This is a genomic window from Streptococcus sp. Marseille-Q3604 (assembly GCF_916619785.1).
In the GTDB taxonomy this organism is placed as follows: domain Bacteria; phylum Bacillota; class Bacilli; order Lactobacillales; family Streptococcaceae; genus Streptococcus.
The window spans coordinates 1-20,644 of sequence record NZ_CAKAKM010000002.1 but is presented as its reverse complement, the minus strand read 5'-3'; the positions used below and the strand labels follow the sequence as shown (position 1 = coordinate 20,644).

The 20,644-nt window shown below is 40.4% G+C and carries 18 protein-coding genes and 1 other annotated feature; of the genes, 15 read left to right on the top strand and 3 right to left on the bottom strand.

Features of this window, described 5'->3' with window-relative positions:
* Nucleotides 1-82 precede the first annotated feature (82 nt).
* The 14 genes from LG375_RS04410 (at nt 83) to rplL (ending at nt 16,209) form a co-directional block, all read left to right on the top strand.
* The gene (locus tag LG375_RS04410) at nt 83-988 is read left to right on the top strand and encodes a LysR family transcriptional regulator (protein WP_164332291.1); all 906 of its coding nucleotides are present in this window, start codon (nt 83-85) and stop codon (nt 986-988) included.
* 8 nt (nt 989-996) lie between these two features.
* Nucleotides 997-1,458 carry a signal peptidase II gene (lspA, locus tag LG375_RS04405; RefSeq protein WP_037602007.1) on the top strand — a complete coding sequence of 154 codons (462 nt, stop codon included), beginning with the start codon at nt 997-999 and terminating at the stop codon, nt 1,456-1,458.
* A complete protein-coding gene (locus LG375_RS04400; RefSeq protein WP_225745376.1) occupies nt 1,442-2,332 on the top strand; it encodes an RluA family pseudouridine synthase in 891 nt (296 codons plus the stop codon). The genes lspA and LG375_RS04400 overlap by 17 nt, the downstream gene beginning before the upstream one ends.
* 220 nt (nt 2,333-2,552) lie before the next feature.
* Nucleotides 2,553-3,074 (top strand): bifunctional pyr operon transcriptional regulator/uracil phosphoribosyltransferase PyrR, encoded by a 522-nt coding sequence (gene pyrR, locus LG375_RS04395; RefSeq protein ID WP_002886175.1) that lies wholly within the window; start codon nt 2,553-2,555, stop codon nt 3,072-3,074.
* 649 nt (nt 3,075-3,723) lie between these two features.
* Nucleotides 3,724-5,001, top strand: coding sequence for a uracil-xanthine permease family protein (locus LG375_RS04390; RefSeq protein WP_225745375.1), 1,278 nt, complete (start codon nt 3,724-3,726; stop codon nt 4,999-5,001).
* Between the two features lie 24 nt (nt 5,002-5,025).
* Complete coding sequence (locus tag LG375_RS04385) at nt 5,026-5,952, top strand: aspartate carbamoyltransferase catalytic subunit (protein ID WP_155198072.1); 927 nt, start codon at nt 5,026-5,028, stop codon at nt 5,950-5,952.
* 163 nt (nt 5,953-6,115) lie between these two features.
* Nucleotides 6,116-7,204, top strand: a complete 1,089-nt coding sequence (locus LG375_RS04380; RefSeq protein ID WP_002890257.1) for a carbamoyl phosphate synthase small subunit — start codon at nt 6,116-6,118, stop codon at nt 7,202-7,204.
* Between the two features lie 230 nt (nt 7,205-7,434).
* On the top strand, nt 7,435-10,614 hold the full coding sequence (gene carB / locus LG375_RS04375; protein WP_195435869.1) for a carbamoyl-phosphate synthase large subunit: 3,180 nt from the start codon (nt 7,435-7,437) through the stop codon (nt 10,612-10,614).
* 368 nt (nt 10,615-10,982) lie between these two features.
* Nucleotides 10,983-11,738: a class I SAM-dependent methyltransferase gene (locus LG375_RS04370; protein WP_070475658.1), complete on the top strand. Its 756-nt coding sequence runs from the start codon at nt 10,983-10,985 to the stop codon at nt 11,736-11,738.
* A 64-nt stretch (nt 11,739-11,802) separates the two neighbouring features.
* Nucleotides 11,803-13,056 carry an efflux RND transporter periplasmic adaptor subunit gene (locus tag LG375_RS04365; protein ID WP_225745374.1) on the top strand — a complete coding sequence of 418 codons (1,254 nt, stop codon included), beginning with the start codon at nt 11,803-11,805 and terminating at the stop codon, nt 13,054-13,056.
* A gap of 10 nt (nt 13,057-13,066) precedes the next feature.
* On the top strand, nt 13,067-13,753 hold the full coding sequence (locus LG375_RS04360; RefSeq protein ID WP_155124436.1) for an ABC transporter ATP-binding protein: 687 nt from the start codon (nt 13,067-13,069) through the stop codon (nt 13,751-13,753).
* A gap of 9 nt (nt 13,754-13,762) precedes the next feature.
* Entirely contained in the window at nt 13,763-14,971 is a 1,209-nt protein-coding gene (locus tag LG375_RS04355; protein ID WP_104020748.1) for an ABC transporter permease, read from the top strand.
* A gap of 123 nt (nt 14,972-15,094) precedes the next feature.
* Nucleotides 15,095-15,231 (top strand) — a sequence feature (ribosomal protein L10 leader region).
* Between the two features lie 31 nt (nt 15,232-15,262).
* Nucleotides 15,263-15,766 (top strand): 50S ribosomal protein L10, encoded by a 504-nt coding sequence (gene rplJ, locus LG375_RS04350; RefSeq protein WP_003095623.1) that lies wholly within the window; start codon nt 15,263-15,265, stop codon nt 15,764-15,766.
* A gap of 74 nt (nt 15,767-15,840) precedes the next feature.
* Nucleotides 15,841-16,209 carry a 50S ribosomal protein L7/L12 gene (gene rplL, locus LG375_RS04345; RefSeq protein WP_004183006.1) on the top strand — a complete coding sequence of 123 codons (369 nt, stop codon included), beginning with the start codon at nt 15,841-15,843 and terminating at the stop codon, nt 16,207-16,209.
* A gap of 150 nt (nt 16,210-16,359) precedes the next feature.
* Here the strand turns inward: rplL and LG375_RS04340 are convergent, their stop codons facing one another.
* On the bottom strand, nt 16,360-16,983 hold the full coding sequence (locus tag LG375_RS04340) for a hypothetical protein (protein WP_198463400.1): 624 nt from the start codon (nt 16,981-16,983) through the stop codon (nt 16,360-16,362).
* Nucleotides 16,984-17,386: 403 nt separating this feature from the next.
* On the opposite strand from LG375_RS04340, the gene LG375_RS04335 reads away from it, so the two are divergent.
* Nucleotides 17,387-17,953 (top strand): transcriptional regulator, encoded by a 567-nt coding sequence (locus tag LG375_RS04335; RefSeq protein WP_225745373.1) that lies wholly within the window; start codon nt 17,387-17,389, stop codon nt 17,951-17,953.
* A gap of 239 nt (nt 17,954-18,192) precedes the next feature.
* Here the strand turns inward: LG375_RS04335 and LG375_RS04330 are convergent, their stop codons facing one another.
* Both LG375_RS04330 and LG375_RS04325 read right to left on the bottom strand, forming a co-directional pair.
* Nucleotides 18,193-19,500, bottom strand: a complete 1,308-nt coding sequence (locus LG375_RS04330; RefSeq protein WP_107373321.1) for a sensor histidine kinase — start codon at nt 19,498-19,500, stop codon at nt 18,193-18,195.
* A gap of 9 nt (nt 19,501-19,509) precedes the next feature.
* Entirely contained in the window at nt 19,510-20,253 is a 744-nt protein-coding gene (locus LG375_RS04325; RefSeq protein WP_104020751.1) for a response regulator transcription factor, read from the bottom strand.
* Between the last annotated feature and the right edge of the window lie 391 nt (nt 20,254-20,644).

Genomic DNA, 20,644 nt, shown 5'->3' with positions numbered 1-20,644 from the left:
CCTGGGCTTTTTAGTATCAACAAAAGAGGATAAAATCTGGTATAATAAAATTGATTGATTTTTCAAGAAAGAAGTGTCACAGATGAACATACAACAACTACGTTATGTCGTAGCCATTGCCAACAGCGGAACCTTCCGTGAGGCAGCCAGCAAGCTCTTTGTGAGCCAGCCTAGCTTATCAGTGGCTATCAAGGATTTGGAGCAGGAGTTGAATTTTCAAATTTTCACCCGTACAACGACGGGGGCTGTCTTGACCAGTCAGGGTATGACCTTTTATGAGCGTGCGCTTGAGGTGGTACGCAGTTTTGATAGTTTTGAAAATCGCTATCTCAATGCTTCTGAAAAGGGTAACCAGTATTCGATTGCCAGCCAGCACTATGACTTTTTGCCACCTTTGATTACGACTTTTTCAGAGCGTTACCCTGATTACAAGGATTTCCGTGTCTTTGAGTCTACGACCATTCAGATTTTGGATGAGGTAGCCAAGGGACACAGTGAGATTGGGATTATCTATTTGAATCGTCAAAATAGCAAGGGAATCCAGCAAAATATGGACAAGCTTGGGCTTGAGGCTATTGATTTGATTCCGTTTAAGACGCACATTTATCTCCGTAAGGGGCATCCTCTGGCTAAAAAAGAAAGTCTGGTCATGGAGGACTTGGCGGCCTTGCCTACGGTGCGTTTCACTCAGGAGAAGGACGAGTACCTTTACTATTCTGAGAACTTTGTGGATACGTCAGATTCGTCTCTTATGTTTAACGTGACAGACCGTGCGACTTTGAACGGTATCTTGGAACGTACGGATGCTTATGCGACGGGGTCTGGCTTCTTGGATGCACAAAGTGTGAATGGGATTACGGTGATTCCGCTTGAGGATAATTTGGATAACAAGATGGTTTATGTCCGTCGTAAGGGGATTAACTTGTCGTCTTGTGCTCTCAAGTTTGTCAATGTTATGTTTGACTACTTTGATACATACAAACCATAGGAGGATTTATGCGTAAGGTTGCGATTCCTTTGGCTATTCTAGCTCTGATTGGTTTGGATCAGTGGGTTAAGCATTGGGTTGTGGCAAATATTGCCCTTAACCAAGTTATCAAGGCTATTCCTGGACTTTTCAGCTTGACCTATCTACAGAACCGTGGTGCTGCCTTTTCGATTTTACAGGATCAGAAATATTTCTTTGTGATTTTGACGGTTCTAGTGATTGGTGCGGCTCTGGTTTATCTGGTTAAGAATTATCAGAAGAGTCTTTGGCTGGTGCTATCTTTGGTTTTGATTATCTCAGGTGGTATTGGTAACTTTATTGACCGTCTGCACTTGGGTTACGTGGTTGATATGGTTCAGCTTGATTTTATTGATTTTGCGATATTTAACGTGGCAGACTCTTATCTAACGGTGGGCGTGCTACTCTTGATTTTAATCTTATGGAAAGAGGAAAATGGAAGTCATCATTAAAGAGGCGGGAAACCGTCTGGACAAGGCTTTGGCAGATTTGACAGAATTGTCACGTAGTCAGGCCAATGAAGCAATCAAGGCTGGGACAGTCTTGGTTAATGGTAAGTCGGCAAAGGCCAAGTATGCGGTTAAAGAGGGTGATGTCATCACCTATGAATTGCCAGAAGAAGAGGTCTTGGAATACAAGGCTGAAGATATTCCTTTGGATATTATCTACGAAGATGCGGATGTGGCAGTGGTCAACAAACCTCAAGGTATGGTGGTCCATCCCTCAGCTGGTCACACGTCTGGTACCTTGGTCAATGCCCTGATGTATCATGTCAAGGACCTCTCGTCTATCAATGGTGTGGTTCGTCCAGGAATTGTCCACCGTATCGATAAGGACACGTCAGGTCTCCTTATGATTGCTAAGAATGATAAGGCCCACAATGCTTTGGCAGCGGAGCTTAAGGATAAGAAGTCCCTTCGTAAGTATGTGGCTATCGTGCATGGCAATCTGCCTAACGATCGAGGCGTGATTGATGCTCCGATTGGGCGCTCAGACAAGGACCGCAAGAAGCAGGCGGTTACAGCTAAAGGAAAACCTGCAGTTACACGATTTACCGTTCTTGAACGTTTTGGCAACTATACCTTGGTAGAGTTGCAACTGGAAACAGGTCGCACGCACCAGATTCGTGTGCACATGGCTTATATCGGTCACCCGGTGGCGGGAGATCCTCTTTATGGGCCACGCAAGACCCTCAAGGGCCATGGCCAATTTCTACATGCTAAGACTCTCGGTTTCACACATCCTACGACTGGAGAATTGGTCGAATTTACAGCGGAAGAACCTGCTATTTTCAAGGAAACCTTGGAGAAGTTGAGAGAAGCTTAATAGTTATTAAACGGATAGTCTTTCTTGGGAGGAACGTCCGTTTTTTTCTTGTAAAAGAGTCTGAAATTTGCTATAATTTACCTAATTAAATAAGTCCTTTAATCACTGTCCAGAGAGGCAGGCAAGGAGCCATGAGAAGTGTACGGGTGAACTGTACTCATATTTTTGTGTATCTCCTTGTTTTCGAGGGGATTTTTTTGTATTTAGAAAGGTTCTTTTTATGAAGAAAAAAGAGATCGTCGATGACGTAACCATGAAACGTGCCATTACACGTATCACTTATGAGATTATTGAGCGTAACAAAAATCTCGACAAGATTGTCTTGGCTGGTATTAAGACACGTGGTGTTTATATTGCACAGCGTATCCAAGAGCGCTTGAAACAGTTGGAAAACCTTGATGTGCCATTGATTGAGCTTGACACTAAAGCTTTCCGTGATGATGTTAAGGCTGAGCAAGACACATCTGTTTTCCCTATTGAAATTGATGGTACAGATGTTATCCTTGTGGATGATGTGCTTTACACAGGTCGTACGATTCGTGCAGCTATTGATAATATCGTTAGCCATGGACGTCCGGCGCGTGTTGGTTTGGCTGTCTTGGTTGACCGTGGTCACCGTGAATTGCCAATCCGTGCTGACTATGTTGGTAAAAATATCCCAACTAGTGAGTCAGAAGAAATCGAAGTTTTGGTCGCAGAAGTTGATGGTAAAGATAGCGTCAACATTATCGATCCAAGCTAAGTTGACTGACGGATAGGGTAATATGCCCTTTGTATCTTGTTAATTGAACACGCCCTAAGCCTTGTGCAAAAAAAAATAAATACTCTTAGGAGCTGGCGCTCCGTCATCGTATTTCCTATTTTTGCTTTAGGCTTTATACGGGCTTTGTATCTTATTTAACTGAACACGGGCTAAGAGCTGTGTAAAATAGATAAATCTTCCTAGAAGCTAAAGCTTCGGCGTCAGATTTCCTAATTTTACTTTGCTCTTTATACGCCCTTTGTATCTTGTTTAATTGAACACGCCCTAAGCCTTGTGCAAAAAAGATAAATATTCTTAGGAGCTGGCGCTCCGTCATCATATTTCCTATTTTTGCTTTAGGCTTTATACGGGCTTTGTATCTTGTTAATTGAACACGGGACTCATTTCTTAGGAAAAAAGATAAGTCTCCTAGCACTCTTTGGAGTGCCTTGTCGACTTCCTATTTTTCTACAGAAATGTTTAGCTACGCTAAAACGTCCCTTTGTATCTTATTAATTGAACACGGGCTAAGAGCTGTGTAAAATAGATAAATCTTCCTAGAAGCTAAAGTTTCGGCGTCAGATTTCCTAATTTTACTTTGCTCTTTATACGCCCTTTGTATCTTAATTTTAAGGAGTCCTTTGATATCGTGAATAACGTAAAATATGATGTGAATGATATGCCAAAACCTGGTTTATTGGTTGGTTTGTCATTCCAGCACTTGTTTGCCATGTTTGGTGCGACGGTGCTTGTGCCGATTTTGGTTGGGATTGATCCCGCTATTGCTCTTTTCTCATCTGGTTTGGGAACTTTGGCTCACTTGACGGTGACCAAGTACAAAATTCCAGCTTACATGGGGTCTAGTTTTGCCTATATTGCGGCTATGCAGACACTTATGAAGACTGATGGCATTGCGGCAGTGGCTCAAGGTGCCATGGCAGGTGGTTTGGTTTACTTGCTTGTGGCTCTGATTGTTAAGTATGCGGGTAAAGACTGGATTGATAAGGTCCTTCCACCAATTGTGGTTGGCCCTATTATCATGGTGATTGGTTTGAACCTTGCAGCTAATGCAGTCAATGATGCGACAACTTTAAATAAAAGCTATAGTATCTATGCTCTCTTGATTTCGATGGTGACCCTCTTTGCGGTTATCCTCTTTAACATGTATGGCAAGAAGATTATCGGTGTTATCCCAATTTTACTTGGTTTAATTGTGGGCTATATTTTCTCAGCGGTTCTTGGTTTGCTGACAGGACATAGCTTTATCAATTTCTCAGAGGTAGCAGCGGCACATTGGATTCAGGTTCCAAACTTTGACATTCCATTTGTGGATTATAGCTTCAAGCTCTATCCAAGTGCGATTTTGACCATGGCTCCGATTGCCTTTGTGACGATGACTGAACACTTTGGTCACGTCATGGTTCTAAACAGTTTGACTGAGCGTGATTACTTTAAAGATCCAGGTCTTGACCGTACCCTTACTGGTGATGGTTTGGCACAGATTATCGCTGGATTCTTTGGAGCTCCTCCGGTAACTTCTTATGGTGAAAATATTGGGGTTATGGCCCTCAGTAAGGTCTACTCAGTTTACGTTATTGCGGGCGCAGCAGTGATTGCGGTCTTGATGAGCTTTATTGGTAAGTTATCAGCACTTTTGCATTCTATTCCAACTCCTGTATTAGGGGGATTATCTATTGCCCTCTTTGGGGTTATCGCTGCTAGCGGTTTGAAAATTTTAGTTGAACATAAGATTGATTTTGATAATAAAAAGAATCTCTTGATTGCTAGTGTTATCTTGGTTTCTGGTATCGGTGGTTTGATGATTGACCTTGGTGGTCTTCAAATCACGGGTGTGGCAAGCTCAACTATTCTTGGTATCTTGTTTTATCAAATTTTGCCAGATCCTAAAAAAGGTAGCAAAGATTAGTCAATCAATTTAAAAGGAAAAACTATGGCGATTGCAGATGGAAAAGTGTCACTGAAGCATTTGGTGACCATGGAAACCCTCACGAATGAAGAGGTCTTGGGCCTGATTCGTCGAGGTGGAGATTTTAAAAATGGCAGAGCTGATTTCCAGCTGGATCGACAGTATTTCGCTGCCAATCTCTTTTTTGAAAATTCAACACGAACACACAAGTCCTTCGAAGTGGCCGAGAAAAAACTAGGCTTGGACGTGATTGAGTTCGATGCTGGAACTAGCTCGGTAAATAAGGGTGAGACCCTCTATGATACCATTTTGACCATGTCTGCCTTGGGCGTTGACATCTGTGTGGTTCGCCACTCGGAAGTCGATTACTACAAGCAGTTGATTGATAGTAGGACTATTCAGACCTCTATTGTTAATGGTGGTGATGGTTCAGGGCAACACCCAAGTCAGTGTTTGCTTGACTTGATGACCATTTACGAAGAGTTCGGAACCTTTGAAAATCTTAAGATTTGTATTGCAGGTGATATTACGCATTCGCGTGTCGCTAAGTCCAATATGCAGATTCTCAAACGTTTGGGTGCTCAGCTTTATTTTGCTGGTCCTGCAGAGTGGTACTCGAATGAGTTCGATGTCTATGGTCAGCATGTGGCTATTGACGACGTCATTGAGGACTTGGATGTGCTCATGTTGCTTCGTGTTCAGCACGAACGTCATGGGGACGATAAAGGATTTTCAAAAGAAGACTACCATGCTCTCTATGGTTTGACTGAAGAACGTTATGCCAAGTTAGCTAATCAGGCGATTATCATGCATCCTGCTCCGGTTAATCGTGATGTGGAGATTGCTGATAGCCTGGTTGAGGCACCTAAGGCTCGTATCGTTGCTCAGATGCAAAACGGGGTCTTTGTCCGTATGGCAATTATTGAAGCTATTTTAAATGGCAAAGCGTAAACTACGTTAACCGATTCCTGAGAGAATCAGACGAAAAAGAACATGGGCTAAATCTTTGAAAAGAGACAAATCTTCCTAGAGGCTAGAGCTTCTTTGTTAGATTTGATTTTCATTCAGATGTTTAACGCCCTTTGTATCTTAGTGAAAGGAACAATTTACTATAATGGCAAAACGTTTACTTATTTTGGAAGACGGCACTATTTTTGAAGGTCAGGCCTTCGGTGCTGATGTGGATGTGACGGGTGAAATCGTCTTTAATACTGGTATGACAGGTTATCAAGAATCTATCACAGACCAGTCTTACAATGGTCAAATTTTGACTTTTACTTATCCACTTGTTGGTAACTACGGCGTTAACCGTGACGACTATGAGTCAATTAAGCCAACGACCAAGGGTGTTGTTGTGTCAGAGGCTAGCCGTCGTGCCAGCAACTGGCGTAACCAAATGACCTTGGATGAGTTTTTGAAAGCAAAAAACATCCCTGGTATCTCTGGTATTGATACACGTGCCTTGACTAAGATTATCCGTCAACACGGTACCATGAAAGCGACTTTGGCTAATCCTGGTGACAGTATCGAGCACTTGCAAGATCAATTGCGTGCGACTGTTTTGCCAACCAACAATATTGAGCAGGTATCAACTAAGACAGCCTACCCAGCACCAGGTGTTGGTAAAAATATCGTTTTGGTTGACTTTGGTCTCAAGCACTCTATCTTGCGTGAGTTTTCAAAACGTGACTGTAACGTGACTGTTGTGCCACATGATATCACTGCTGAAGAAATTCTCCATCTTAATCCAGATGGTGTGATGTTGTCAAACGGTCCAGGTAACCCTGAAGATGTACCGTATGCACTTGATATGATTCGTGGCATTCAAGGCAAAATTCCAATTTTTGGTATTTGTATGGGTCACCAGTTGTTTAGTTTGGCGAATGGTGCCAAGGCCTACAAGATGAAGTTTGGTCACCGTGGATTTAACCATGCGGTTCGTGAAATTGCGACTGGTCGTGTTGATTTCACCAGCCAAAACCATGGTTATGCCATTGACCGTGAGACACTTCCAGATTGCCTCATGGTAACACACGAAGAAATTAACGATAAGTCAGTTGAAGGTGTTCGTCACCGTGACTTCCCTGCATTCTCAGTGCAATTCCACCCAGATGCAGCACCTGGTCCACACGATGCTAGCTATCTCTTCGATGAGTTCTTGGAATTGATTGATGCTTTTCAAGCTGAAAAAGCACGTCGTTAATTGCAACTGTCTAGTGACTATAGTGGGGTGTGACTCTTGTTCGCCCCAGTCTACTACCTTATTTAATGACAACCAGAGAGTTGTCAAATAGAAAGGAGAAGATACAGGTTCACGGAAGTGAACACGCCCTAAGGACTGTGTGAAAAAGATAAACGGTGACTAGACGCTTAGGCGTCGTCGTCACGTTTCCTATTTTCACTGGGTCCTTAACGGGCTTTGTATCATAAATTATGCCTAAACGTTCTGATATTAAAAAAATTATGGTTATCGGGTCTGGTCCTATCATCATTGGTCAGGCTGCTGAGTTTGACTACGCTGGTACGCAAGCCTGCTTGGCCTTGAAAGAAGAAGGCTACAGTGTTGTTCTTGTTAACTCTAACCCTGCGACTATCATGACTGATAAAGAAATCGCAGACAAGGTTTACATTGAACCAATTACGCTTGAGTTTGTCACACGTATTCTTCGTAAAGAGCGTCCTGATGCTCTCTTGCCAACTCTTGGTGGACAAACTGGTTTGAACATGGCAATGGAATTGTCAAAAGCTGGCATTCTTGATGAGCTTGGAGTAGAGCTTTTGGGAACAAAATTGTCTGCCATTGACCAAGCCGAAGACCGTGACCTCTTCAAACAATTGATGGAAGATTTGGAACAACCAATTCCAGAATCAGAGATTGTAAATACGGTTGAAGAAGCAGTTGCCTTTGCGACAGAAATTGGCTACCCAGTTATCGTGCGTCCTGCCTTTACCCTTGGTGGTACTGGTGGTGGTATGTGTGCCAACGAAGAAGAACTTCGTGAAATCGCTGAAAATGGATTGAAATTGTCACCAGTAACCCAATGTTTGATTGAACGTTCTATCGCTGGTTTCAAAGAAATCGAATACGAAGTTATGCGTGATGCCGCAGACAATGCTCTTGTGGTATGTAACATGGAAAACTTTGACCCAGTTGGTATCCACACAGGGGACTCAATTGTATTTGCTCCAACGCAAACCTTGTCAGATATTGAAAACCAAATGCTTCGTGATGCCAGCTTGAAGATTATTCGTGCCCTTAAAATTGAGGGTGGTTGTAACGTACAGTTGGCTCTTGACCCTAATAGCTTCAAGTACTATGTTATCGAAGTAAACCCACGTGTGTCTCGTTCATCAGCCCTTGCCTCAAAAGCAACTGGTTACCCAATCGCCAAATTGGCAGCCAAGATTGCTGTTGGTTTGACACTTGATGAAATGATTAACCCAGTCACTGGTACAACTTACGCTATGTTTGAGCCAGCTCTTGACTATGTGGTTGCTAAGATTCCGCGTTTCCCATTTGATAAATTTGAACATGGGGAACGTCGTCTTGGTACTCAAATGAAAGCAACTGGTGAAGTTATGGCTATCGGTCGTAACATCGAAGAGTCACTTCTTAAAGCCTGCCGTTCACTTGAAATCGGTGTTTACCACAATGAAATGCCTGAGCTTGCGGATGTCACAGACGACGCCTTGGTTGAAAAGATTGTCAAAGCTCAAGACGACCGTCTCTTCTACCTTTCTGAAGCCATCCGTCGTGGTTATACTATTGAAGAATTGTCAGAGTTGACTAAGATTGATATCTTCTTCCTCGACAAATTGCTCCATATCTTCGAATTGGAACAAGAATTGGCTACTCACGTAGGCGATGTTGATGTTTTGAAAGAAGCTAAACGTAACGGTTTCTCTGATCGTAAGATTGCTGATCTTTGGAATCAAACAGCTGACCAAGTTCGTGCGACACGATTGGAAAATAACATTGTTCCTGTTTACAAGATGGTTGATACCTGTGCGGCTGAGTTCGAGTCATCAACACCATATTTCTACTCAACTTACGAGTGGGAAAATGAATCAATCAAATCTGATAAAGAATCTGTCATCGTTCTTGGTTCAGGACCTATCCGTATCGGACAAGGGGTTGAGTTCGACTATGCTACAGTTCACTCTGTGAAAGCTATCCAGGCTGCAGGTTACGAGGCCATCATCATGAACTCTAACCCTGAGACGGTTTCAACAGACTTCTCAGTTTCAGATAAACTTTACTTCGAACCATTGACCTTCGAAGACGTGATGAACGTTATCGAATTGGAGCAACCTAAGGGTGTCGTGGTTCAGTTTGGTGGTCAAACAGCCATCAACTTGGCAGAGCCATTGTCTAAAGCTGGTGTGAAAATCTTGGGCACACAGGTTGCTGACCTTGACCGTGCCGAAGACCGTGACCTTTTTGAACAAGCCCTTAAAGACCTCGATATCCCACAACCACCAGGACAAACAGCGACAAATGAAGAAGAAGCGGTTGAAGCAGCTCGTAAGATTGGCTTCCCAGTTCTTGTTCGTCCATCATACGTTTTGGGTGGACGTGCCATGGAAATCGTTGAAAATGAAGATGACCTTCGTTCTTACATGCGTACAGCCGTTAAGGCAAGTCCAGACCACCCAGTCCTTGTTGATAGCTATATCATTGGACGTGAGTGTGAAGTGGATGCCATCTCTGATGGTAAGGATGTCTTGATTCCAGGTATTATGGAACACATCGAACGTGCAGGGGTTCACTCAGGGGACTCAATGGCAGTTTACCCTCCACAAACTCTCTCTAAGAAAATCCAAGAGACTATCGCTGATTACACTAAACGCTTGGCTATCGGTCTTAACTGTATTGGTATGATGAACATTCAGTTCGTTATTAAGGACGAAACTGTCTATGTTATCGAGGTTAACCCACGTGCCAGCCGTACGGTACCATTCTTGTCTAAAGTGACTGATATCCCAATGGCACAAGTTGCTACAAACTTGATTCTTGGTAAATCATTGGCTGAACAAGGTTACAAAGATGGGCTTTACCCAGAAAGCAAGCATGTCCATGTTAAAGCACCAGTCTTCTCATTCACAAAATTGGCTAAGGTAGATAGTCTCCTTGGACCTGAAATGAAATCAACTGGTGAAGTTATGGGTACAGATGCGACTCTTGAAAAAGCCCTCTATAAAGCCTTTGAAGCTTCTTACCTCCACTTGCCAACCTTTGGTAATGTCATCTTTACTATTCATGATGATACGAAAGAAGAAGCCCTTGATTTGGCTCGTCGTTTCGATGCTATCGGTTACGGTATCTACGCCACTGAAGGAACAGCTAAGTTCTTGAATGAACATGGAGTTCACGCAACGCTTGTTAACAAATTAGGTGAAAATGACGACAACGACATTCCAGCCCTTGTCCGTACAGGTAAAGCGCAAGCTATTATCAATACGGTTGGTAACAAACGTACTTATGACGAAGATGGAGCAGCAATTCGTAGCTCTGCTATTGAAGCAGGAATCCCACTCTTCACAGCGCTTGATACAGCAGATGCCATGGTGCGTGTGCTTGAAAGCCGTAGCTTTACAACAGAAGCTATCTAATTTTAAAACAGAGTCTCAGCCTTGCTGGGACTTTTTTTATTGAAGGCACAGTTTTCTTTTGAGACTTTTCTTGGGTGATGGCAGACGTCAGCGATCTTCTTCGAAGTTCCATGACTAAGTTTTGAGCCGAACGTCTCAAAACTTCCGAACGCCTGAGACTAATTGCTTCAGGCGTTTTCATCACTGCCAAAAGTCTCGGTCTAAGCTGACTAGGTACGCAAAATCTATTTCATATTTAAAAATAGTTTAATTATGTTCTGAATCTCAGCCTTGCTGGGGCTTTTTTCTTACACAAATGTAAGCTAACAAGTTAAAAATGAAAGCTAAGACGATGGTTTTGTTTCCTTAGATTCTGCTATACTAGAAACATGATTATTACGACATCTTTACGGGAAAACGAGACCTTGATTGCGCGTGCCCAAGAATTAGCTCACGAGCTAGGAGCTGATTATCAGCCTCGTCGCAAGTTATCTTTGGCGAAATGTTTAGAGCGCTTTGGACCTTTCTATCTCCTATATAAAGACAGACTGTCTTTTATCAATTCGGATGCTAGTGAGTTGACCTTCCATCCAGATACGGCTGCTCTCAGGATTAAGGCCCCCCATGACGCTTTAGTCAGTCTTTTAGGTAAGTCTCCCAAGACTATTCTTGACACGACCATGGGTCTGGCTTCTGATAGCCTAGTGATGGTAGCAGCGGGAAATCAGGTGACTGCCCTTGAGAGTCAAGATGTGATTTTTCAGGTGGTTTCTCGTGGTCTTGCCTCTTATCAGACAGATGATAAGCAGCTTGAAAAGGCCATGCGTTCTATTAAAGCTATTAAGAGCGATAGCTTGTCTTTTTTGAAGGCTCAAGCTGACAATACCTTTGATATCATCTATGCCGATCCTATGTTTTCAGAGATTATCAAGGAATCGGAAAATCTAGAGGCTATCAAGCCTCTGGCCAATGGTAGCCGTCTGACAGAAGAATGGCTAAAAGAAGCTAAACGTGTTGCGCGGGGAAAAATTATCATCAAGGCACATTTTCGAGATACCGTTTTTGAAGAACTTGGTTTTGAACGCCAGGTTCGACCCAATCAAAAGCTGCATTATGGTGTCATGGATGTCAGCGAAGGCCATTGACACTGAAAGTTAAAAGTATTACAATTGTTTTATCCATATGATACAAAAAAGAAAAGAGAGACATATGCGAAAGAAAATCAGTCCAAAGTTATTTAAAAATAAAAAAAGAGTTTGGATCATTGGAGGAATCGGCTTCCTTGTCCTTTTGGTTCTAGGCTTTAACCTTTTTGCAGGTGGTGGCAAGAAAGATAAGGCTTCTGAGTCCCCTACAGCAAGTAAGGTAACTAAGGGGCAGCTAGCCTCGTCGACCCTTCTGACTGGCATGGTGAAGGCTCAGTCGGAACAGTATGTTTATTTTGACAATACCATTGGACGCAATGCCACTGTGACAGTCTCTGTGGGTGAGGAAGTTAGCGTCGGTCAGCAACTGGTCCAATACGACAGCACCTCAGCCCAAGCGGCTTATGATACGGCTAGTCGTGCCTACAATAAGGCAGTTCGTGACCGTAATTATTTCCAACAGTATGGGACGGCTCCTGCGGCTTCAGCACAAACAAGTAGTGATTCGGATGAGGATGATTCGACAACTACCGTTAGTTCTCAACAGCGTCAGCAAACCGAGGCAAGTAATTACCAAACCTTGCAAGATTATAATGATGCCATTGCCAATGCAGCATCGGAGCTAGAAAAGGCACAAGATGTTCTCAACCAAACAGTCATTGTTTCAGATGCTAATGGGACAGTCGTAGAAGTCGCGGACTCTGTGGACCCTGCTTCAAAAGAGAGCCAAACCCTAGTTCATGTGACAAGTGAAGGCCAATTTGAGATTCAAGGGACCTTAACAGAATATGACATTCCAAATATTTCAGTGGGGCAAAAGGTTAAGATTACTTCCAAAGTATACCCTGATCAAACTTGGACAGGGAAGGTCAGCTATGTTTCCAATTATCCTAAGCAAAATGCCAACCAGTCAACGGGGACATCTGGCAACTCAGGTCAGTCAGGTTCTCAGTATGAATACAAGGTTCAATTGACCAGTCCAATCGGAAAACTGAAGCAAGGTTTTAATGTATCACTTGAAGTGACAAAAGATGATGATGCCTTGTTGGTTCCTGTAACTGCTGTGACCAAGAAAGGCTCTGACAACTATGTCTGGGTTTACGATGATGAAACTCAGAAAATCAAGCAAGTCAAGGTCAAACTTGGTAATGCGGATGCCAAGCAACAGGAAATTGCTTCAGGACTTAAAGAAGGTCAAAAAGTTATCACCAAGGCAGATAAATCCTTTAAGGATGGCGAAACCCTAAAAGATGTGACGGATGCTGATAGCAAACAATCAAAAGACACTAGTGGAGAAGAGGTGAGGTCTAGTGACTAAGCCAGCACTTATGGTTTTAAAGAGCATCACCAAGTCTTTCAAAAATGGTCAAGAGTCTTTGCAGGTCCTTAAGGGGATTGACTTATCGGTAGAAGAAGGGGACTTTGTGGCAATCATGGGCCCTTCTGGATCAGGGAAATCAACCCTTATGAATATTATCGGTCTTCTTGATCAACCGACTACAGGTTCCTATCAACTCGAGGGCGAAGATGTGGCTGAACTCTCTGAAAATCGCCTAGCCAAGGTAAGAAATGACCAGATTGGCTTTATCTTTCAACAGTTTTTTCTCTTGCCAAAGTTAAGTGCCCAAAAGAACGTAGAGCTTCCCTTGATTTATGCAGGGAAATCTCCACGTGAACGTAAGCAAAGGGCACAACAATTCTTGGAAAAAGTTGGCTTGTCAGACCGTAGCCATCATCTACCATCGGAGCTGTCTGGTGGACAGAAGCAGAGGGTTGCCATTGCGCGTGCACTGTCTAACGATCCGGCAATCATTTTGGCGGATGAACCTACAGGTGCTCTTGATACCAAGACAGGGATGCAGATTATGGAGCTCTTAACCCAGCTGAACCGTGAAGGAAAGACTATCATCATGGTTACTCATGAGCCAGAGATTGCAGACTATGCCCGACGTAAGATTGTCATTCGTGATGGTGAAATCACTCAGGACACGACTGATAGCGTTCGGATTGACTAGGAGGTAAGAATGGAAAATTGGAAATTTGCTCTTAGTTCTATCCGTTCACACAAGATGAGGTCCTTCCTGACCATGTTGGGAATCATCATTGGTGTTGCTGCGGTAGTACTTATCATGGGGCTAGGAAATGGAATGCGTCAGAGTGTTACCGATAGTGTGACTGGTGACAAGGATACAGTTCAAGTCTACTATGAAGCCAAGGGTGAGGAGCTGGATCCTGCCTATGCGGACTTGTCACAACCGACCAAACCGGTTAAAGAAGTTTGGTTGGAGCAAGTGGCTAGGCAGACGCCTGGTATTGATAGTTATTTTGTGACTAACAGCCTAACTTCCTCTATCTCCCTCCAAAAAAAGACCGTGAAGAATGTTAATATCACAGGTGCCAGTCAGGGCTACTTTAAAGCTAAAAAGTTAGAGATGTTGACAGGACGTTCCTTGCAAGACAATGATTATAAAAACTTTTCACGAGTTATTGTCATTGATCAGATGGTGGCTAAAAAACTCTTTGAGACGAATGGGGATGCCCTCAACCAAGTGGTTACTATTGGGAACAATGATTATCGTGTGATTGGTGTTTATAAGAATAAGGACACAGCAATCGGTGCTTATGGTGAAATTGGAACAGCTCTTGTGGCCAATACCCAGTTAGCGGCTGAAAATAACACTGATGCTATTGGCCAGATTTTTTTCCATGTGACCGATGTGAAAAATAGTAGTAGCGTTGCTAAGGATGCTGCTAAACGCTTGACCCAGTTGGCCCAAGATGACAATGGAGAATATAAGGCAGCAGATATGAGTTCGGCCCTGGATCAGGTGAACACGATCTTTGGAACCATTACCACCGTTGTAGGAGCTATTGCTGGGATTTCATTATTAGTTGGCGGAATCGGTGTTATGAACATCATGTTGGTTTCGGTAACTGAGCGGACACGAGAGATTGGTCTTCGTAAGGCTTTAGGTGCTACACGTCGTAAAATCTTGACCCAGTTTTTGATTGAGTCGATGGTTCTGACCATTCTGGGAGGTTTGATTGGGCTAGGCTTTGCAGCCCTAGTTGTTGGACCAATTGGGAATACCATGGACCTTAAAGCGACAGTTTCTCTTGGTGTAGCCATGGGAAGCATAGCCTTCTCAGCAGCTGTAGGGATTATCTTTGGTCTCCTACCGGCTAATAAAGCTTCGAAACTCGATCCTATCGAAGCTCTTAGGTATGATTAGAAATAACCTCTTGAAATCTTTAGATTTTGAGAGGTTTTATGGTCTTCAAAAAAAGATAGAGAAAAAAATAAAAAAAATTGCATTTTTTTCTTGACGTCTGATTTAGGTCATGATATTATAAATAAGGTTTGAAAAAACTGACCTAAGACAGTTGGGGAGCAAGACTCGTAAACATCCAACCGAGGCACAAAACGTAACTATTTTTTTGTAACGTATTGTACTTTCGTGTCTAGGTTTAGGTACGATTTTTTTGTGCCTAGCCCCAAAATAAAAACGGAGGTAAAACTACTAATGAGTGAAGCTATTATTGCTAAGAAAGCTGAACAGGTTGCTATCGTCGCTGAGAAAATGAAAGCAGCAGCATCTATCGTTGTTGTTGACTCTCGTGGACTTACAGTTGACCAAGATACAGTTCTTCGTCGTAATCTTCGTGAATCAGGCGTTGAATTTAAAGTTATCAAAAACTCTATCTTGAGCCGTGCAGCTGAAGAAGCAGGTCTTGAAGACCTTAAAGAACTTTTTGTTGGTCCATCTGCAGTAGCATTCTCAAACGAAGATGTTATCGCACCAGCAAAAGTTATTAGCGAATTTGCTAAAGACGCAGAAGCTCTTGAAATCAAAGGTGGTGTTGTTGACGGTGCGTTCACTTCAGTCGAAGAAATCAACGCTCTTGCATCACTTCCAAACAAAGAAGGTATGCTTTCTATGCTCCTTTCTGTACTTCAAGCGCCAGTGCGCAACGTTGCATACGCTGTCAAAGCGGTTGCAGAAAGCAAAGAAGACGGTGCTGCATAAGCCCATCTTCACAACTCGTAGCCTAAGCTACGTTTAAAACACTATATTAAAAAACACATTTGGAGGAAATCACAATGGCATTGAACATTGAAAACATTATTGCTGAAATTAAAGAAGCTTCAATCCTTGAATTGAACGACCTTGTAAAAGCTATCGAAGAAGAGTTTGGCGTAACTGCTGCTGCTCCTGTAGCTGCTGCTGCAGCTGGTGCTGCTGACGCTGGTGCTGCTAAAGATTCATTCGACGTTGAATTGACATCTGCAGGCGACAAAAAAGTTGGCGTTATCAAAGTTGTACGTGAAATCACAGGCGAAGGTCTTAAAGAAGCTAAAGCTATCGTTGACGGTGCACCATCAGTTATTAAAGAAGGTGTTGCTGCAGCTGAAGCTGAAGAAATCAAAGCTAAACTTGAAGAAGCTGGAGCTTCAGTTACTCTTAAATAATAAGGTAACGACTCAAGTCGCTTAATAAAGAAAACCAGGGCATAAGCTCTGGTTTTTTATTGCGATAAGCGATTATGAGAAACTGTTTGAATTAATAGGTTCCCTACCAAAAAAACTGCCAAATTTATTTTTGGCAGTTTTTTTGTTTTTCTATTTTAGATTGGTTTTGTTTATCATATCCTCTACTATGAGATTGAAATATGAACGCTTTTTTTGATTTATTGTCTTTTCGCTTGAAATAATTAAAGCATATATGAATAGATTGTCTCCTACATCATAATTTATATCTGATACTCGCATTTTTTTACTATATTGGAGTTTGACTGTGAAGTCAAAATTGTCCTTAACAATAAGTTCAATCCAATTAGAATTATTTTTTTCGAATTTATGAATGACTTTTCCGTATACATAACATTTTGCGTATGATTTGGGATGTGAGAATCCTAATTTCTTTTGATTATCAAAAAAGTGCTCAGATAGTTCACTTTGCGATTCAGAAATTGAATCAATTATGATAAATTGATCAATACCTCCAAAACTATTTTGTTTATTTTCAATATGTGCTGTAATTATCACATATTGATTTTTACTAATATAAAATATTTTTGGATCATATCTAAATGTTAAGTAAGTATGTCTTAGTCCAGCGCCATTTCGAATAAATAATTTTAAGTAAGAGTAATCCTCATTATGTTCGATATTTATGATTTTTCCTCTTGCAATAACTGTATTTCTTCTCCTATTTTTTATTTGGGAATTGACATGATTCATCATTTATTATCTCCTTATTTTCAATTTATCTAAATATATTATGTTTGATATTAGTCGTAGAAAAAATACGAGAACTAACCTTTTTATAAATTTTCATTTTCAATAGTCAATTCTTCACAATGAAAATCTGATTCATTATCTGTTTTAGCATCATATCCAAATAGTAGAGTAGGGGGTAGATCACGTCTTTCTCCCTCCAGGTAATCTCGTTCGTGTTGTGCAAGCTTTTCATTTAACTCTGTATCATGACGAATAATATTATAAAGACCATCATTTAAAACAGACGCTAAAAATAGAAAATGTTGTCCTTTTATGACAAAAAAACTACTGTTTATGACTTCAATGAAACTTTAGTTGTCTTTATATTATACTAATCTTGTAAATCATAAGAAAAGGAACGTCAATCATGAAAACAACAACTAAACTCATTGGTATCCTATCAGCTCTTATTGTAGTTATCCTCGCTATCTTCTTAGTGACTAAGTTTAATAGTCATGAGTCAGCACGTGTTAGCACAAGTAGTAGCCCAGTCAAGACGGTCAAGAAATCATCTTCAAGCTCAAGTAAAGCTGTTAAGAAGGATAAGAAAGCAGCTCAATCATCATCTTCAGCAGTTTCAAATGAAGAAAATGACAATCAGGCTTCAGCAGTAGCACCTAAGGCTTCTTCTCAAGAACAAGCCCAAGTAGGTGCTACGGAAGGTGGTAAAGTGGCTGAAGCAACGACACCAGCTTCTCAAGTTGGAGGAGTTGAAGGTGGTCGAGGTGCTTGGACAGCTACTTCTGGAACATTGACACTTGATGAGGAAACCCCTGTATATGCTGCACCAGATAAAGACAGTGAGGTTGTTTCTAAAATGCCTGCAGGTGATGTTGATTGGGATAAATATGAAATTTTACCTGATGGAAACTGGTATAGTTTTGTCAAAGATGGGCAACGTTATTATATTTCATATTCAGATGTAGGGCATTGATAAATGATTAAGAAGTCTTTATAAACAACTTTTCAAGTCTATCAAGGCTTTAAGAAAAACATGAAATAAAAAAGACAGTAACTATTCTGAAGTTACTGTCTTATTTTGGTCTTACGAAAACCACTAGCTATGCTAGTGGTCCCAAAAATTATTAAGCTATGTAGCAAAAAATACTAGAAACAGACTATTCAAATACAAAACCTAAGTCGATTAAAGAGGTTAAAGTTAAAAGTAGAGAATTACTTACAAAATCTGATAGTTTGAGAAAAGAGATGATTTGCACTACGAGTGGTAATCGTAGATTTAGGGTATTTTTCCAATATGCTATTTACATTATGTAACCCAAGACCTCTTCCTTCCCCTTTACTAGAGTACCCCCTAGCAAAAATATGACTAACATCCACTTTTTCTGATTTTATACTATTTTCAACGATAAGTACCAATGAATCATCATTATTTATGAAAACAACAGTCATTCTAGGACTTGTGGCTTTAATGGTGGCTTCAATGGCATTATCACAAAGGACAGAAAGAACAGTTATGAAATCTAGTAATTCTATCCTAAAATTACTAACAGGTTCTTCAATCTCAACAGAAATTGAAATTCCCCTATTTTGCGCCTCAAGTAATTTAGCGGAAAGAATACTTTTGATAGCATCATTCTTAATATTACTAAGTTTAGCAATATCAAACTTACTATCATAGAATTGGTTTGCACTATCTCTAAGTACGCCATTGTAAACAGTTTTAATAGCTTCAATATCTTGATTATCAATTCCTAATTTTAGACTGGTCAAAATATTAATGTAGTCATGACGGAAACTCCTAATTTCCTCATAAAGTGATTCAACATGATGGCTATAGATAGATAGTTCATTTAGTTGAGTATCTTTTTGATCAATAATTTCCTTCTCTAGTTTTTCTTTTGAAATTGCATTGAGATAGAGTAGCATTACAAAAAACAGAACAATATAAAAGTTATTAATATGTCCTCTCCAGTTATCTGCATCAGCTAATTTGTCTCTATAAATAACAAGTATAGAAACTAAGAGCATATATACAAACATAGAGATGTTGATCAGTAATAATAAATACTTGAAATAGTAACGCTTGAAACCTTCTTTTATTTCGTCAAAATCTAACCTAAGAGATTTTACTATGAGTAAATGAAGAGGGAAAACCAGTAATTCAATTAAGATATCATACCAACTTAGTTTGACTTCATTGAAGACAGAGACTCCTAGTAGAGGGAAAACGTAGAATGCTAACATTCTACCTAGCAAGCTTTGAACGATAATGGGGTACAAGCCATAAAAAATATCAAGTGTTTTACTACCATACTTATTTTGATATATGTTATAAGCAATAAAGATAAAAAAGAAAGCAAAGTACCCAACAGGAGGACATATGATGAGGAGTAGGACATACAAAAATGGACCAATAATATTCCACAAAGGTTTGATTGGTTGGTTACTCACCTGTTGAAACATTAACAATACTACTAATGTCTTAGAATAGAACAGCAATAAATTTATAACTATATCCATAGAAACACCTTAGATTTTCAAAGAGTTAACTTTTTCTAGGAGACCCTTATATTTCGTACGGGAAATGGGACATTCATTATTATTTTCAAACATTACCATTTTCTCTTCTTTATTGATCTTAACGATATTTTCAGGATTAACGATAAATGAACGATGGCATCGATATAGGCGGTCGTCAGCTCGTTCAACTTCTGAAATACTGGCGTAGAACTCCATTCGTTCTTCTTTAGTATGCAAAATAACTTTATGTATTGTTGGAGACGTTTCAAAAAATAAGATATTGTTAAAAGGCACTTGAACATGGGCCGTAGCTGTTTCAAAAGTAAAAGAATCTTGGGCAATAGTGGCACCCATTTTATCCATGGTATATTCAATTGCTAAATGAACACGTTCATAAAAATCTTCATCATCTAAAGCTTTATCAATAAAATCTAGTGCAGCAACTCTATATTTAAAAGTGACTGGCATAAATTCTGAATGTGTTGTTACAAAAACAATTGTTGCATTAGGATCTTTTTTTCGAATTTCTTTCGCAATGTCTAGCCCCTTTTTTTCTTCTCCTTTAATTTCAATATCTAAAAAGAAAAGTTGGTGAGAACCTCTTTCCGTAATTGCGTCAAGTAACTGGCTAGGTTTTCCAAAAATCTCAGGTCCTTTACATTTTAGAGATTTTTTTGCAATAACATTTTTTATAACATTCTCTATTCGTGATTGTTGTAAAAATTCGTCTTCTAAAATAAAAATATTTAACAATTAGTGTACTCTCCATTCGATAAAATATTTAGTACTGCAGTAAAAGACATTGAAGTCTTTTTCCAGTATGAAAATATATTTGTTTTGTTTTTTTAGGACGTCTAAATAAAAATCCATGTTTCTTTGCAAATACAGATAATTTTCCCTAACATGCAGTACACATATAAGTATGGAAACTTTTAAGTAATGATAGTAGTCATAAAACCGGTATATCGTAACAGTTCTAGAAACTATTATATCGGTATACTTTTACTGTAAATGACAAAAAATGAACCGTTTATGATATATGACAAATTAAATGGTATAACCAAGCTATAATAAAAATAGGAATTGGAGGTGAAGTATGTTCAATATTGTGAGGCACTTTTGGTTGTTGATAACTGTTAAAAAG

What these genes read in the sequence shown, in the direction of transcription:
- LG375_RS04335 (WP_225745373.1), top strand. Translation starts at nt 17,387, where the DNA reads ATGAAAACAACAACTAAACTCATTGGTATCCTATCAGCTCTTATTGTA.
- LG375_RS04365 (WP_225745374.1), top strand. Translation starts at nt 11,803, where the DNA reads ATGCGAAAGAAAATCAGTCCAAAGTTATTTAAAAATAAAAAAAGAGTT.
- LG375_RS04380 (WP_002890257.1), top strand. Translation starts at nt 6,116, where the DNA reads ATGGCAAAACGTTTACTTATTTTGGAAGACGGCACTATTTTTGAAGGT.
- LG375_RS04360 (WP_155124436.1), top strand. Translation starts at nt 13,067, where the DNA reads ATGGTTTTAAAGAGCATCACCAAGTCTTTCAAAAATGGTCAAGAGTCT.
- LG375_RS04340 (WP_198463400.1), bottom strand. Translation starts at nt 16,983, where the DNA reads ATGATGAATCATGTCAATTCCCAAATAAAAAATAGGAGAAGAAATACA.
- LG375_RS04385 (WP_155198072.1), top strand. Translation starts at nt 5,026, where the DNA reads ATGGCGATTGCAGATGGAAAAGTGTCACTGAAGCATTTGGTGACCATG.
- LG375_RS04410 (WP_164332291.1), top strand. Translation starts at nt 83, where the DNA reads ATGAACATACAACAACTACGTTATGTCGTAGCCATTGCCAACAGCGGA.
- lspA (WP_037602007.1), top strand. Translation starts at nt 997, where the DNA reads ATGCGTAAGGTTGCGATTCCTTTGGCTATTCTAGCTCTGATTGGTTTG.
- LG375_RS04400 (WP_225745376.1), top strand. Translation starts at nt 1,442, where the DNA reads ATGGAAGTCATCATTAAAGAGGCGGGAAACCGTCTGGACAAGGCTTTG.
- LG375_RS04355 (WP_104020748.1), top strand. Translation starts at nt 13,763, where the DNA reads ATGGAAAATTGGAAATTTGCTCTTAGTTCTATCCGTTCACACAAGATG.
- pyrR (WP_002886175.1), top strand. Translation starts at nt 2,553, where the DNA reads ATGAAGAAAAAAGAGATCGTCGATGACGTAACCATGAAACGTGCCATT.
- LG375_RS04370 (WP_070475658.1), top strand. Translation starts at nt 10,983, where the DNA reads ATGATTATTACGACATCTTTACGGGAAAACGAGACCTTGATTGCGCGT.
- rplL (WP_004183006.1), top strand. Translation starts at nt 15,841, where the DNA reads ATGGCATTGAACATTGAAAACATTATTGCTGAAATTAAAGAAGCTTCA.
- rplJ (WP_003095623.1), top strand. Translation starts at nt 15,263, where the DNA reads ATGAGTGAAGCTATTATTGCTAAGAAAGCTGAACAGGTTGCTATCGTC.
- carB (WP_195435869.1), top strand. Translation starts at nt 7,435, where the DNA reads ATGCCTAAACGTTCTGATATTAAAAAAATTATGGTTATCGGGTCTGGT.
- LG375_RS04330 (WP_107373321.1), bottom strand. Translation starts at nt 19,500, where the DNA reads ATGGATATAGTTATAAATTTATTGCTGTTCTATTCTAAGACATTAGTA.